The organism is Paenibacillus sp. NPDC057967 (genome assembly GCF_042887015.1).
Lineage (GTDB): Bacteria > Bacillota > Bacilli > Paenibacillales > Paenibacillaceae > Pristimantibacillus.
Genome location: NZ_JBHVQB010000013.1, coordinates 101,770 through 118,032 on the forward strand (window position 1 = coordinate 101,770; position 16,263 = coordinate 118,032).

The following is a 16,263-nucleotide window of genomic DNA, read 5'->3' on the forward strand; positions in this document are numbered from 1 at the left end:
CAATCGCTATGATTAGGCTTAATTTATCGAATTAATGCGGTATCATTTGATCAGAATAGCTTCATTTCTTACAATAAAGCGGCTATTTGGCGATTTAACTGAGAAAAAAAACGCCTAACGGCGTCCATAGCTTAGGATTGTTGAGCGTTGAATTCAAGGCATTTATAGCCGTTTTTCAATTTCTTTATTGCGGTACTCAGTCGGTGTCATACCTGTTAATTTTTTTAGAGTCCGATTCAAGCTTTGTTTATTGCTAAAACCAGACATTTCGGCAACTTCATTAATATTGTAGTCCGTTTCCGTTAACAAGCGGCAAGCTTCTTTAAAGCGAATTTCTGTTAAATAATCAATAAACGTCATGCCCGTCGTATCCTTAAACAGCTTGGATACGTAATTGCTGTTCATATAAATCATATCCGATACAAGCTGCAGACTGAGCGGCTCTTGATAATGCTCCCGAATATAGGCAACGAGCTTCATCATCACCTCAGAATGCTTCGAACTGCTTTTAGACTCGAGGCTTCTAGAGATACCCTTCATAATGTGCAGCAGGTAACTGCTAATCTCCTCCGTCGTCCGCAGCTTCATAAATTCATAATGCCATGAGCTGCTTTCCATTTCCTCTTCAGGCAGTGAAAGCTCTATTCGCAATTTAACTAAGGCATTGAAAAGATGCGACAAAATAACATGTTTCAAATACATGCCGGATTGCTCGTCCTGCTGCACCTGCTGGAGTATAATCCCTTTGGTTTCTACTGCTTTATCAAAATTGCCCGACTTCAATTCGCCGGTCAGACGCTCAATATATTGCTGGTAATTAATAAAAGAGTTGCGGTTGGCACGATTCACATTGAGATCATGGATCGATAAAATACTGCCCATACCCGAAATCTTCTCATAATTCAACACTTCCACAGCTTCCTCGTAAGAGAGATGAATATCAGTCAGCCGCTCATATTTGCCGCCTATTCCAATCGTGATGAATTCAAGCAGTTCGATATCCTCAGCAGTCTGTTGTTGTATTTTGGCGGCAAACCGCTTCATTTCCTCTACTTGCCGTTCTTCACTTAGCCAATCCTCATGATGCAAAATAAGCACATCATGCTTATGATAAGCACTTATATATGCCCCTTTGTATGTCTCAGCAATTAACTGCTCGCAAATCGTTCTAATCTGGAAATAAATCCAGTTTTTCATCTTCTCATCCACTTGCAGTGCAACATGATCGGTTACTAGATGAACCCTTAAAACAAGCACAATATAGTTAGCTTCGCCCAAATCCATATCGTAATAATGCAGCTGATCTCTCGTTACAGCTTCATCTGACAATTTGCCCGACAACAAATTCGTGAGCAAATGATCACGCAGCAGCAGCTCTTGGCTTTGAAATTTTTGACGGAATGTTGTATTTTCTAATTGAATAGCATCAATAGAAGTGCGAATATAACTAAATTCATCCTGATGCTTCTGCCGTCCTTCCGTATTCATGGCTAGAGCTTGTACCATGCTTCGTATCGGACGATAATGACGATTAGAAATAATAAAAGCGAGCAGCAGCCCCACGATGAGCCCGGTAGCCGAAATAATAAGGGTCATAATAATAACATCATAAGAGCGCTTAAATAAATCATTATAAGGATTAAGCGTTACATAGATCCAATCATTAAACGGTGAACGCAAATACGTAATGAACATATCCATGCCATCGATATTTTGCACAAAATAGCCATTCTTTTCATCACTGAAAGCCGACATATCTACCCAATCAAAGCGATCCAGCAACACACTTTTATCTTTATAGGACAGCACTTCTCCATCACTGTTCAAAATAGCCACATTGCCAAGCTTTCTATTATTGGTGTTCACTACGGCATTATAAAGAACATCTTCCTTCAAGTTGATCATTAATACGCCAAGCTTCTTTTGATTGCGCAGCGGTGTGCTGACCATATAACTAATCAAATGCTCCTCGCCGTTATCACGCGAAACTAGCCGGGTAGCTTCCCAGGAAGAAGTAAGCTTAGATTGAAGAAAGCGCTCTAATGTTTCTCGATTGGAAAACTCACTCAAGCCAGTGATGCCCGAGCTGGATATGAGCTTTTTATTGTTTGCGCTATATAGATAGATGGAATGAATATAATTGGAAGAAGTCAGCCTTGTCTCAAACGTCTGAGAGGTTTCAAGCAAAAAACGATATTCATCTTCCAGATTCCAAGGCAGCACGGCAGATTTAAGGATACTTGAATTCAAGCTGAGCGAAGTGGTCATCTGCTGTACTTCATGTAAGGACTGATCGACAATTTTGCTTGTTTGCAGCAGCAGCTCGTTATTGGCTCCAACAATTTCTTCTTTCAACAGGTTGGACGTATAGTTATACAGTAATAATGCCAGCAAGCTAATACTGACGATGATGACGACTGCAAGTTGAAGCAGTAAGCGCAAATAGGCCGATTTCTTCATGATATTCCCCCCGATGTATAAAACACTGCATAACAAGGTGACTGTCGCCGTCCTTATGGCGATCATACGTTTCATTCCGGAGAATATAAGAACAGCTATGGGCTAATCACTTATACTTTCTTATATTTGAATGAAAATTGAATGCGCTTTCATAATATCTGATAATTCTTATATAATAACAAAAAACTTGCTTATTCAGCACTATTTTTAAGTGCCAAATAAACAAGTTTTTTATTTCCAATTTATATAAATCTGTTAGAACATCATGTCTGATAAATTTTAGCTCCCATAGAGCTTCCGCTAGCGCTAGATTCGGAACATGCTTTTAATAAAATAAAATAAGGGCTCAAAGTCATTTTCCAATGACTTTGAGCCCTTATTATTATATTTACTGCTTTAAAATGTCTTTCAAATCTGAATTCAGCATGAGTAGCTTCCACAGCATAGCCGCTGTCTCGGATCGGGATGCCTCTGCATCAGGACGAAGCTCGCCCTTGTAGCCTTCAATGATTCCTGCCTTTGCTGCCAGAATAAGAGAACGCTGCGCGTAACTTGATACAATCGACCAATCCTCAAACTCTGCATTCCCTTTCTGCGGCAACGCAGAATCGTTGACGAGTCTCATGATCATCGTGATCATTTCCTCACGCGTAATCGTTGCATCTGGCTGGAAGCTTCCGTCTAGATACCCTTTAACGATACCATGCTTCGCCAGTATAGCTATTTCGTTTTGTGCCCAATGCCCATGTACATCTGTAAATGCCGAAGCGCTTTCGTTACCAGACTTAAGCATAAATAGTCTGACAATCATTTTAGAAAACTCTGCCCTTGAAATCGCATGGTTCGGCTTAAAACTGCCATCAGCATACCCGTTAATAACCCCTAGCCTTGCAAACCAATCAATCATATGCTGCGCCCAATGCTGGTTAGTATCCGAAAACTTCTTCCCGCTCGTACTCGTTGAACGAAGTCGATCTTGCATGGATTGCAGCAATTCTTTCCAATTGATTAGATCACTTTTGAAAATGGATATTACTGTCGGCTCCGGTGTTCCCGTCGGCTCCGCCGTCGGTGTCGACGTTGGTGTCGGCGTCGGCTTCGCTGTCGGCGTTGGCGTCGGCTTCGCTGTCGGCGTTGGCGTTGGCTTCGCTGTCGGCGTTGGCGTCGGCTTCGCTGTCGGCGTTGGCGTTGGCTTCGCTGTCGGCGTTGGCGTTGGCTTCGCTGTTGGCGTTGGCGTTGGCTTCGCTGTCGGCGTTGGCGTCGGCTTCGCTGTTGGCGTTGGCGTCGGCTTCGCTGTCGGCGTTGGCGTTGGTGTCGCTGTTGGCGTTGGCGTCGGCGTCGGTGTCGCTGTTGGCGTCGGCGTCGGTGTCGCTGTTGGCGTCGGCGTCGGTGTCGCTGTTGGCGTTGGCGTCGGTGTCGCTGTTGGCGTCGGCGTCGGCGTCGCTGTTGGCGTTGGTGTCGGTGTCGCTGTTGGCGTCGGCGTCGGCGTCGCTGTTGGCGTCGGCGTCGGCGTCGGTTTCACATCTTCTTTAATCTCAAATACAACAGGCGCCAGATCATACATCATCCCCGATGCCAACACCACTTTAGCAGCAACCTTATAAACACCCTCTGCCGTTAAAGTTTCCAGGCTTTGCTCAGCTTTACCGTCATAGACGATCTCTTTCCAATTGCCGTCATTCACTCTATACATCGCTTTGTCGATGTTGAAGCCATCCACTGTATATGGAGATAACGCCACTTCAACATTGCCGCTGTATGTTCCGTTGTCCCCTTTCTTCCCCTTCACTGTCAATTCGAGTTGCGGCTTGGAGGACTCTGTATTCGTAACTGCAAACTGATACGTCTTTTTCTGCGCTGCGGCACTGGCCGGCTCAACCTCAACCTGCCATTCATTCACGCTTCCCGCTGCTGATAACAATAACGGCTGATCGATTGAGACGAAGCCTTTATTCGTAGCCATAACCTCGCCATCTCGATCCATCACAGTTACGGTTGACTCGCTATTGGATGCCACCATAATAAGATGAGTCTTCTTCAGATCGTTAGCCCTCAACGCATAGCTGGTTTGGTTCGGGTCAAAATCTATGGCAATTCCGCTTAACTTGACTGTGCTTAATGTAGCATCCAACTGATCTGCACTTTCATGGAAGAATACGCCTTGGACAGATTCGCCGGTCTGGCTGAATTGTACGGCAATCGTTTTCTTCTCCTCGGCGGCAAAAGTCAATAAACTGGCCGCATCGCTTGCCACATACTTGGTCTCCAATATATTCCCTTCGGCATCCAGCAGATGAATGAGCGCATTGCCAGAAGCTACAGGTGCCATATTCATGTTCTGCATCATTACGTTCACGCTCGTATGAGAAGCCGTATTCGTCTGCTCCAGCGTCAGCAATACATGATTTTCATTGTATTTGACCGCTAGATTATCAAGCGTTATCTTCGCTTCATTGTCAGACTCATCAAACTCCTTCAATACTTCGTCTTGAGCATCCTCAACCCATGTGCGCATATAAACGGTAATCCCATTACTCGGTATTTCCTGGAGGCCATGCTTCGTCAAATAAGCGCCGACATCGAACTCTACGGTCTCCACATAGGCCCCTTGATCAATCAAATTCAAATCGTCTGAATCCGATAGCTCGATCACTTTTCCGATCAACGAATCGTCCGTATACTTGTTGTCTTCATAAAGCGCGAGCTTAACGACCCGCCCCTTATTGCCTAAAGTTGTTCCATTTTTATTATAAACTGGAATAGATAATGTGCGCTTTCCTTCCTCTTCCTTCATCACCTTGATTTTTGAAATTCCCGTATCCGGCATATCCAGCCGCAGTGTACCTGCTGTCGATATTTTTTCGCCATCGGCAAAGGTAACCTCGACCTGATACGGAGCATCTGCAATCGGCGATGGAACGGTGTGATAAGCAATTACATTTTGTCCGCTGTTCGGCACCAGTGACATACTGCCATAGCTCGTTAGGTCCCCGCTAACCGTAATATCTACCGACTGAATGGCAGATAAGCCTTGATTAATAATATGGAACTGAATCGGCAAGTCATAGCCCGCAACAACCTCACCTGGATTATATACAACATAATCCGCATTGAATTGGTTATGGTACGTTTCGCTTGCCGTATACATCGCACTAACCGTCTTGGATACCGTAACAGGAATCTCTTCTCCTCCCGCTTCGCCTTCCTCCTTCGGCGTAATGGTACCAACAACCTCGGTATCGGTTGTATATGTTGTGCCCAGCAATAATGCTTTAATTTCCGTACCCGAGCTGTTGCCGATATAAGCGGATATCGTATCAATTCCTGTATAATCCGGCATGGCTCCCAGCTCCATGACTCCCGACAGGTACAATTCTCCGCCGTCTAAGCCGAGCTTCACCGCCTTCAATACATCCCGGCTCATCACTTCCTCAGCATTCGTATCGACCTGCGTTTCCTTCCAGATTAACGACAAACGGTCAATCTGCTTGTGTGCCTGCGGCATTTTCACAAACGTGAAGTTCGGATTGATTCTAATATCATTGTAGGACTTCACAGCGCTCAGACTATCGACAAACTCCGAATGAACCTCGCCGTCCTGATTAACGGCAAGCATCCGAATATCTTCCGCAACGCTGTCTCCTTCACCGCTTGTCGCATGCCAAGCAATAATAAAGCGTTCAACTCCATCTGCGAAGACCGCGCTCGTTAATTGCGGATTCTCATTCGCGTTGCGATCATTTGTCACCTGTAAATTTTTCAAGATGCCTTTCGTCTTCCAAGCAGACGTCTGGGCCCCCGTATCCCGCTCCGTATCAATGACTGCATACACAATTTCATTGTCCGTGCCGGCTACGTATTGCTCTGCCGGTATTTGATTCACATTGCCTTTATTGACCGCGTACACAACAGCCGTTGTCCCGTCAGTCAGCGTTTCTGCGGATATCCCCATCACTGTACCATTCGTACCGTTATACAGTGTCTCGGCATCGCTCCACATTCCGCTGGCTGTGTCATATACCGTATAGACAATACTATCCGATTCAGAGAAATCAAGCGGATTGTCGACATTGGATGAATATACGCTGCGGTAAGCGACGACGACCTTGCCATTGCCAACGGAGACAATCGGCGCTACATCAGGGCTTTGATTATTCGTCAGCCGCTGTGTCGTCCATTTTGTTCCGTCATAGATGGACGCCATAATTTCAGCGCTGTTGTTCATCAGCAACATGTCGGCGCCAGTCAGCTCTTCTCCAGCTTCCTTCTTAATGGTATCCTTTTGCCTTACCCAGACCGCGGCGATCAGATTGCCTTCGCCTGCAAGCTGCAGCCCTGTATCTCCATAGCCCTTAAGCGCAGCATCGGCAACAATCTCTCCACGATGATCGTAACCGCCCTGACTGTTGCGAACCGCCCAAGCTGCAACCGTATCCTCAATATTCGTACTGTTGTTGTCGGAAAGGTATACGAACAGTGAGCCATCCGCGGCAACCTGCGGATTGGAGTACGGATACGCATTGGATTGCAGCACCTCCGTTCCGCTAGACGCTGCAGCCATCGTTCTTCTCTTCGCGCTGCTTGACGCTTGCCATGCGCGGGCATATTCGCTAAGGTAGCTGCGATCCTCCATCGTCTGCGAGCTGAGAACCTGCATCGGATCTTCGCCAATTGCATTCATATATGCGAGAATGGCTACTTCTGCATTGGCTGCAGTAAGCGGAGAGGCACCATTTTCTTTCCAATAGTCCTGAATTTTGTTCCAGTTTTTCGACAGCCATGTATGACTATAGCGTAAAGAAGCAAAGTCATGTTTAATCGAAATAAATAAAAACTTAAGCACGACGCGTATGCCAACGACACTCTCCAGCGTCAGCTTATTGCCATACAGTACCCGATCATTGCTGTTTTGCAAATAATCTCGATTCAGCCAAGTGCTGGTGTTTTCCAGTGTTATTCTACCGAACACGCCAATCTTGGCTGCGATAATCGAATAGTCAAAACCAATTCCGCCGAATGCTTCAATATAGGCAATTATACGCAGTGAGGTCAAATAATCGTTAACACTGTCCTGCCCAGGGTTGCTCCACGGTTGGCCTGGCAATTCATCGAATAATACGGAGGCTCTGAATCCAACCTCGACGCCGCCGCCAATCGTTAAGGAGAAGGTGACCGGCACAATACCGGCCTGAACATTCCACACCCACGAATACTCGAAGCCCCCTCCTGCATTGAACCCGCCGCCATGTACAACGGCCTCCCAAGCATCCGTATTCACATTGTATTTAATTTCTCCAATGTAGTATCCGCCTACATTGAATGGGATGCTGCTTCCGGAATGCCCGCTTTTATTAATTTGCGAGAATTGGCGTCTTTGTTCCTCCATAAAGCTGCCCATCGCAATTTTATACAAATCTCCGGCGCCAGGCGCAAAATTGTTAGTAGATTGGAAAAACTCAACATCGCTGCTGCCTTGCGTCGATTCCATTTTATTAAGAGAAGCCGACATAATCATTTTGAAAACCATCGGGTCATCCGTCGGGTACACTCTCATCGAAAGCGGACCAACATCCATTTTCATATTTCCTAATAAGCTCAGTGTTTCCAGAACTACTTTATCGTTATTGCTCGGACCCGTGGTGCTTCCAGTTGTACTGTTCATGTCGTCTTTCAGCTTCTGAATGCTGGAGCGCAGATTCGTTCTGCTTACATCAGCTACCCCGATCATATTGACGGGCTTTGACCTTCCCGGGAAGCTTTTGCGGAAACTGCCCGGCTTGTCATAAAGCTTGAAAAGAACCGATTCCGATCGCGCTTTTTCAAGCCAGATCGTATCTTTGTTCAATATTTGCACATGGCGCGTTAGCCATATATCCGAGAACGGATATTTGACCGTCTGGTAAGACTGACCTTGCGGCAGCAAACCTTTTGTAGTTTCCAATTCCGCGTAGGCTTCCTCATTCACTTCTTCGCCCCACCATAAGAGTTCTGTCGTCAAATCAATATGCGGGAAGTCATTATTGGGTCCAAATTTGCCTATGTAATCCCGAATATCCATTTTGGATCTAGGATCGCCATTGCTCACATATTGATTGACGATCACCGGCGTTGGCTGCTGGCTTTCATTGCCGATCATGCGGGCGATTTTATCGCCGATGGTGATACGATCAACCGGGCTTGCATCCCCGTCAAATGTTAATAGGCTCGGATTATAGCGATCATCTTCAAATTGAGCTTCTATTATAAATTCAAGCTTGTCCTTGGCGGATAAATTCGCCGCATTCTGCTCCCCGGCGGCAAGAGAATAAAAGTCTGTCGTATCGAATATAACTTCCAGCTTTCCGTCCCCTGCCAAAGCTTCTGTCACGCCCGTACCGCCAATTTCTGTCGCTTCGGCATAATATCCGTTCTTATATACACCGCCGCGGTACGTCACTTTTCCGGTATATGGCTTACCGTCGGGCATTTTAAAGAATACTTCGACCTTCGACAATTGGCGAAGCTGCAAGATATTGATCGGGTACAGCTCCATTAGCGCCGGATTTCCTTCCTTCGTTAGCAGTCTGTCCTGACTCAATACCCCTGTATAGGTCGTGCCGTCAAAGGCTGAAGTGACATAAACATCGCTCGCTATGCCGCTTTCCTCAAACAGCGCCAGCTCTCCGTTCGCATCGCTGGTCACGGTTTGTTCAGCGCCATCGCCGTTCGTATACGTCAAGATTGTCTCCGACTTCGGATAGAATTGGAATACATACAATTTGTCCTTTAACGTCTCCACCGTTACATCCAGCTCCGCGCTTATCCCTGTGCGGGCATGCGTTGCTGTAATTCTGGTATTGCCGTCATTCAAGCCAGCCAATAAAAACTTTTGCTTCGGCTGATACGAAGAATTGTTGAATCTTTCAATATCTTCGATATAACCGTTGCTGCGGTGATAGATTGCGCCCGTTTGATTGTTGCCGGACTTCCAAGCGATCTGATCCGTAATTTCGCCCAGATCCTCATAATCCTTATTGTTGATCCCCAGCTCATTGTTCAACGTAATATTGCGCTTCAATGCGAGAATCTGATCGCTCGTCATCTGCTTGATGCGGTCGATATTGCTCAGCGTATACGATGACATGGACTGACCGTCAATCTGCACTTGCAAGGCGTCGCTTTTGTACACTTGCAAAAATAACGAATCATACGACCATGTCGAATCCATGCTGTTCTTCACAGCTAGCGTAATCGCATAGACGTCCTTCATTCGCTTGCTTTCGGTCACCGGATCAATGTTCAGGCTATAGCTTCCGCCTGTTGCCGACACTTGCACATCGCTAAACTGGCCCGTCGCCTTATCGAACACGATACGGCTATCCGGAATCAGCACTCCGTTTTTCGTAATCTGGAATTCAAATTCCCCTTTGTTAATCGGATCGAAATTGTCCAGCCTCCATGTAATTGGCAGCTTGCCGACCGAATCGAGCACAAACTGCCCCATCGACTTGTCAAGCGTGACGATCGCCGCTTCCGACTTCACGACGATATAAGAAATTGCGGAAAGCGTAGATAGCTTATTTTCCGGATTGGCTGTACGAATGCGAACCGTATAGCTAGGCACATTGTTGCTTGAAATGTCCCTCATATATTGCCCCGGAATGATAAAGCTTGTGGCATTGATCAATTCAGCGGTAGCCGGAGCTTCCCAGGACTGAGCCGGCTGCCGGGCAGCAAGCTGAGCCTCGTCAAAAAATCCTTCGTAAAATTCAACCTTGAAGTTGGCAGCCTGTACCGCGCCATTCGCTCCAGCCAATTCTTTATAACGCTCCATCACGTTGGTAGACCAGATCACATTGGCATCCTTATGTTTGTTAACATACACACGATTGGCAAAGCTCGGAACAACCACTGCCGCAGAGCCGTCAGCGCTAATCGTAAACGGCTGCGAATTTACTGTAGCTTCAGCAACTTCTCCATTGTTCTTGGCCGCCAAGGTGAAAACAACCTCGCCTGCCGACTTGGGAGCAATCATTCCATCGGCCATAATCTCTGCAATCGAGGTGTCGCTGCTGCGCCATTCGAACTGATCAGGCGTCGCGTACGTAGCATCCAAAGGATACGTGAAGTCCAGCTTTGTTGCCGTTGCATCAATCAAATTGACTACATACGGCGTGCCGGATGGCCACGATGCAGGATAAGTAATGGCTAAATCCCCGGAAGCAATATATTTCGGCTTTGTCACTTGGAAGTTGACCGCCTGACTTCCCAGCATCCCGAAATCCTGCGAATTTCCAGTATTGATCGCACCTGGTGTCATATTGCGATTGTAGTAAACTTTCGCCCGGAGCTGCTTGCCGTCTGTCGCTGCATCCCCGTCCTTTAACGCATCATATACGCCTTGCGTAATCTGCAATTCCCCTTCCAGTACAGGAGGAGACAAAGGAAGCCCATCTTCGCCCAGCTTCCAATGCAGATCAAATACGCCATTCGCCCTGTCGCCAATCGAAATTTGGACTCGCTTGGCAATGTCCTCGGAAGTCGTCACCCCATCTAGCAGCCAATCGGCTTCTCCGTTGGCGGTACTGAGCTGCAGCGTCGCTTTCAATGTCTGTCCAATCGTATAATTGGCTTTGTCCAGCATCAGCGACTGAAAAGCATCGCCCCGCGCAGGACTGATCATAATATTAGGCGTATTTGTAAAGTCCATCCCCCATGGAATCGCAGCAATTTTACGATATTCAAAGGCATTCGGCCCTAGCAATACAGCCGATGTTTCATCCAAAGCATCGACCACCTTTAAATCATCGGGCGTCATCCCCTTGCCAACAACAGCCATATAGCCGCCAATGAGAGACTGGCTTGGATATGCCAAATCGTAAACTTCCGGTCTTTTAAAATCGGCAAAAGGCATGACATCCGGATAAGCAACGCCGCCTCCGGCAAGCGACAATCTTGGCATGCTCGCCGCATCTCTCGGCTGCTCGCGTGAAATGATATTGCTGTAAAGAACTTGAATGGGCACAATCTGCCCTGTCGTATAGGAGCCCTCCTTTGCCTTGACCTCCAGCATTGACGGCTCGTTCATCGAAGCATCTCGATCGGCGCGGTAGTAGCACGCTGCAAAGCCTGTACCGTTCAGCGAATCGCTTTTATAAAGACCCTGACCTGTGCCTAATGTAAAGGAAAGGTATCCGCCGCCTTCATACGCATGGGTAAACGGCACATAATCCCGGGCAGTCTCCAGATTATCAAAATCTATTCGATCCAAATTATTAAAGTCGGAGAAATGCAAATAATCCGCACGCCCATAGCTAACCCAGACATAATTCTGAAAGCCGCTGAGGGTGCCGCTGAAATCAGCTCTTCCGGATACGCAATACGGCTGGACAAAATTTCGTTGAGCATACAGATTCGAAAATTTAACCGTTTTTGTCGTTTCACCCGGTTGAAATTCGATCGTTCCTTGAATGACCTGATTGTTCCGCGGTTGAATACGAAGCGTGCTCTCCATCAGCTCATAGGAAAAGGATACTTTTTCCGTTTGCGCCCTGTTTAGTTGAAACGTGAAACTGACTTCTTCTGTAAATGAAACACTGGTTTTTTCCTCCAGCTTCGTGACCGATACTACCGTTTCATCCCCATAATCATAACCGGTTGTCGACGCAAGCCCTTTCGCTCCCACTACCGGGTTGCCATTTTCGTCGACAAAACGTAAACCGCCTTCTCCTTCGACTTGCGACAACAGCGAGTCGAGACTGTCCAGATGGTCATAGCTCAAGTTATCTCCGGCAGACAACAGCGTTGAGAGCTGCTCCTCAATCGCTATCATTTGTATTAGTGCGGCAAGCGTGATTGGTTCGCCATCCACTTCGGCGATTTGTGTCAAATCGGTACTCTCATCCGCTAATAATCGCTTCATCTCTTCCAGCGTATAGCTATTGCCGTTCAAAAAAATAGGGTGGCTCAGCAACTGACCGCTCGTGTCGATCAGACCAAGCTTCTGAATCATCTCCAGTATTGCAGGTGCCTGCTCGGCACCATATTCCTCCTCCAATAGGCGCAGCAGTTCGGTATTGTAGGGACTATTATCGCTGCGACCTCCTTCCGGCGCCATCGCAAATGCCGATGTCGTTATACTCGTCGTCATCAGCACTAGTACTAACAGACATGCAACTAATTTCTTAATTCGAACTACAGATCTCATACATTCCTTCCTTTCTACAAAGAATCTCCTGCTTTCGACAATACTTTGCATTATATAAAAAGAAGTCTATGCTTGTAGTCCTACGAAAGTAGTACGTCGTGAAAAAAAAGACGATTGACTAATTAAAATACAGTTGGAAGCCGGCATGTTCTCAAAACATATAACCCGCAAGAAAGGCATTGGTGCAATACCTTTCTTGCGGGTTGCTTGGTGCTGTTTGAGGATAATATTTATTTCAGACTATCCAGCAGTTGCTTCAAATCCGGATGAAGATTCAAAACATTTAGAATGACCGTAATCGCCTCTGCACGTGTTGCATTGCCCTTCGGATCAAAAAAGCCGTCTTCTTTCCCTTTGATGATTCCTGCTCTTCCGGCATCCTTAACTGCAGCTTGCGCTGAAGTGCTTATACTGGACATGTCTGCAATTCTGGATATAATAACGATCTTTCTTCACGGCTAATGGATTGATCCGATTTAAAGAAGCTCCATCTAAAATACGTGCGACATAAAAAAACAAAAATAAGGGAACAAACAATAATCAACCTCATATGTCATACTACTATCAATGACCTTCAAATGTTAAGCACCTTGACAAAGTAATTAGATGAAATTAATTGGAATCAGTTCTAAAAATATCTAAATATAATAAAAAAGACACAACTCGCATTGTCCCATTTCAGACAAGCAAGCTGTGCCGTAATTTCGCCTCTATGAGGTCCAAACTATTAGAGATGCATAAAGATTTTACTTATAATAAGAAGTGTTCAAAGGCACAAATACAGCCCCATCCGATTTAATCTTGAAATTCACGAACAGCGAGCTCACTCCGCCGATATCAGCTTCGATGGTGACAAGTCCGTCTGCGACTTTGATTACCTTTGTTTGCTTCAAGATAATATCGTTGTCGCTGTCCTTGATCTCGATATTCTCCAGATCCTCACCGACAGCCGCTATTTGAAGATATAGCTTTTGATGCTCTTTCTTCGGATACAGCATGAAGCTGCCGCTGCGGTCTCCAGATGCATTATTGAAATACGCTTCCTTGTAATTAATGCCTTTGTATGTCGTTTGGGCAGGGTCTTTGGTATGGTACATATCATCAAAGCCCTTTGCTATTGCAGTTCCATCGACTTTTTCGCCTAGGATGATTGTTTTTGTAGCTGTGTCATAATCAACTGCTATTCCCAGAGCATCAGAAATCGCCCGAATCGGAAAATAATTAGAGTTGTTATAATTAATCGGCACAATGGCATTCTGATTAGCGTCTCTCAGTTGGATTGGCTTGCCGTCTACCTTCACTTTAATTTCCGGATTCAAAAATGCCTTAATCTCTTGCAGCTTGGTTGCTGCCAATGCTCCGGTTCCCATGCTTACCAGCATGGCTGCGCTGATGACAGCAGCAAAAACGCCCTTCTTCAAACTTTTCACGCTCCCATATCGTTAGTTAAAAGCCCCCATAGAATACCTAATTCCTAATATGAAAACAAGAGGCTTTTGGTATATTTTTCATCCTGGGCAACATTGAATTAGCGTAAAAGCCCAACTCATCACAAAAAGGCTCTCGATTAAAGAGCTCTTTTTGCTTTATCTAAGATGCATAATTCCGTTTCCTATTGTTAAAAAGTTACGCGTTCTCCAGCTCCGCAAGCCTGTCTTCATACTGCTTCAGCAGCTTATGAAGATTGCGGGTGCTGGCTTCGAGGCCGCCCTTACGGTTGCGGATCAGCCATAGACGGTCGAACTCCGCAATGATGGAAGCAAGCTCGCTATGAAGATTGCGCAGCCATGCGAGCTCCGCTTCGCCATCCGGCAGCTCCAGGCCGAAGATAAAGCGATGCAAACCGGAGCCATGCTCGATCAAGGAGATCGCATGCGCAAGCTCTTGCGAGACAATCTCCGCGTCTCCCAGCTTCAACCGCAGCTCGCCAATCGCATCCTTCTGCTCCTTCAGCCATGCCAGCATATCGTCAGAGCGGTAGTCAAGCTGGAACGGTATGCCCCTGCCACCAATCTCCACAAGCAGCTTAATGATCATATCAGTCTCCGACAGCAGCTTTTCTTTCGTCGACAGCCCTCGGTTCAGCAGATGGTTTGTATACGTCATATTCTCCAGCGTGCTGTTCTCCAGGTTGATGTAACGCCCAAGCTCGAGAATCAGCTTGCCCGCATGCCCGGAGTCATCCTGCAGCATACAGTCCGTCACATACCGCTCCAACTGCTCATGCTGCTCCAGGTTGGCTTCCGTCTGCCATCCGGTGCCTGCGGCATAAGCATAAGCCGGATAGCTCATGACCAGCGGCTGCCAGTGGCCGGAATCGCCCCAATCCGTCACAATCATACCGGCAGCACCGTATGCCTTGCCGCTGCGGGCGGCATCGGCAATGTTCGTCAGCATATTGTCCGTCCGTCCCGTAATAGACGACCATGTGCTAGTGCCCGGGCAGACGTAATACGGCACGCCATGCCGCTGCAGCAGCTTGCCGTTCGCCTCGAACGAGGTATGGCTCTCATAGTTCCAGTCCAGCACCGTAACGTCCTTCGGAAGCAGCGGAATAATCTCGTCATGCTTGGTCAGAATATCGCCCCACATCAGCGTGCGTTTCCCATGGCTGCGAATGATCTCGAATACTTGCTCTGCATAATCCATATATACCTTGCCCACTCCAACCCCTTGGGCGCGTTCTTTGCTTTGCCCTTTGCCAAGGCCAAATGGCTCATCCATATTCACATTGACGTATTCTGATGTAAAATGCGGCAGCAGCTCGCCGAACATCGTGCGGACCAAATCGATCGACCGGCTATCGAGCGGATTGAGCGTAAGCGGCGGCAGCTTGATCGAGACCGGCGTTTCCTGCCCGCCCGGATGCTCCGCGAGGTCGGCGAATTCCGGCTTCGCTAGCCAAGGCCCCATGTGGCCGAGACAGTTCTGATTCGGCACCAGATCGATGAACCGCTCCTTCGCATAAGCATCCAGCTCGCGGAACTCCGCTCCGCTAATCGGCGTTGCCTCCGGAAAGGAATCCCGGAACGACTCATAGTCGAAGCAGAAGCCTTCCATATAAAGCTGCAAATGGTTCATTTTCAGCTCGGACATCCGGTCTATTAAGGGGTACAGCGTCTCCATCTTTGGAATTTTGTTGCGTCCAATATCCAGCATAAGGCCCCTGACCGGGAAGTCCGGCTCGTCCTCGATGCGGAAGCATGCGCAAGCGATCCCTTGGCGGGTGATCAGCTGCTCCAACGTAACGACCGCATAGTGCAAGCCTTCTACTGCGCTATAGCCAATTTCCAACCGTTCGCCGTTCCACTCCACCGTGTAGCCTTGGGTATGCAGCTCCGGACGGCATGCAATATGCAAAATTGTCGCGGGCACGGATCCAAGCGACTCCGCTCCCTCGATATCGCTTGCGCTGCCCTGTCTGCGCGCTACAACTGCCTCAAGTCTATCCTTCACGCGCACGACGGACTCTGCTCTCCTTGCCTCTTCGTTCAAGCTCTCTAGCGCAAAGTCAGCCGAGAAGGAACCGCTCCCTTCCCGCAGCTCAAGCTTGCGGGGCTGCGGGTATAACGGAAATAATGATATATTCATCTGTCCAGCCTCCTATCTCCTAGTTG

General features: G+C 47.3%; 5 protein-coding genes. All 5 read right to left on the minus strand.

Annotation, left to right across the window (positions count from 1 at the left end):
- Positions 1 to 162 precede the first annotated feature (162 nt).
- Positions 163 to 2,355 (minus strand): helix-turn-helix domain-containing protein, encoded by a 2,193-nt coding sequence (locus tag ACFVSO_RS26945; RefSeq protein WP_387479818.1) that lies wholly within the window; start codon positions 2,353 to 2,355, stop codon positions 163 to 165.
- 493 nt (positions 2,356 to 2,848) lie between these two features.
- Complete coding sequence (locus ACFVSO_RS26950; protein WP_387479819.1) at positions 2,849 to 12,646, minus strand: S-layer homology domain-containing protein; 9,798 nt, start codon at positions 12,644 to 12,646, stop codon at positions 2,849 to 2,851.
- Between the two features lie 230 nt (positions 12,647 to 12,876).
- A complete protein-coding gene (locus tag ACFVSO_RS26955) occupies positions 12,877 to 13,065 on the minus strand; it encodes an S-layer homology domain-containing protein (RefSeq protein ID WP_387479820.1) in 189 nt (62 codons plus the stop codon).
- 327 nt (positions 13,066 to 13,392) lie between these two features.
- Positions 13,393 to 14,067, minus strand: a complete 675-nt coding sequence (locus ACFVSO_RS26960) for a stalk domain-containing protein (RefSeq protein WP_387479821.1) — start codon at positions 14,065 to 14,067, stop codon at positions 13,393 to 13,395.
- A 205-nt stretch (positions 14,068 to 14,272) separates the two neighbouring features.
- Positions 14,273 to 16,237: a beta-N-acetylhexosaminidase gene (locus ACFVSO_RS26965; RefSeq protein ID WP_387479822.1), complete on the minus strand. Its 1,965-nt coding sequence runs from the start codon at positions 16,235 to 16,237 to the stop codon at positions 14,273 to 14,275.
- Between the last annotated feature and the right edge of the window lie 26 nt (positions 16,238 to 16,263).

Bases quoted from the DNA above. Each gene is read 5' to 3' on its own strand.
- ACFVSO_RS26950 (WP_387479819.1), bottom strand. From the start codon at position 12,646: ATGAGATCTGTAGTTCGAATTAAGAAATTAGTTGCATGTCTGTTAGTA.
- ACFVSO_RS26955 (WP_387479820.1), bottom strand. From the start codon at position 13,065: ATGTCCAGTATAAGCACTTCAGCGCAAGCTGCAGTTAAGGATGCCGGA.
- ACFVSO_RS26965 (WP_387479822.1), bottom strand. From the start codon at position 16,237: ATGAATATATCATTATTTCCGTTATACCCGCAGCCCCGCAAGCTTGAG.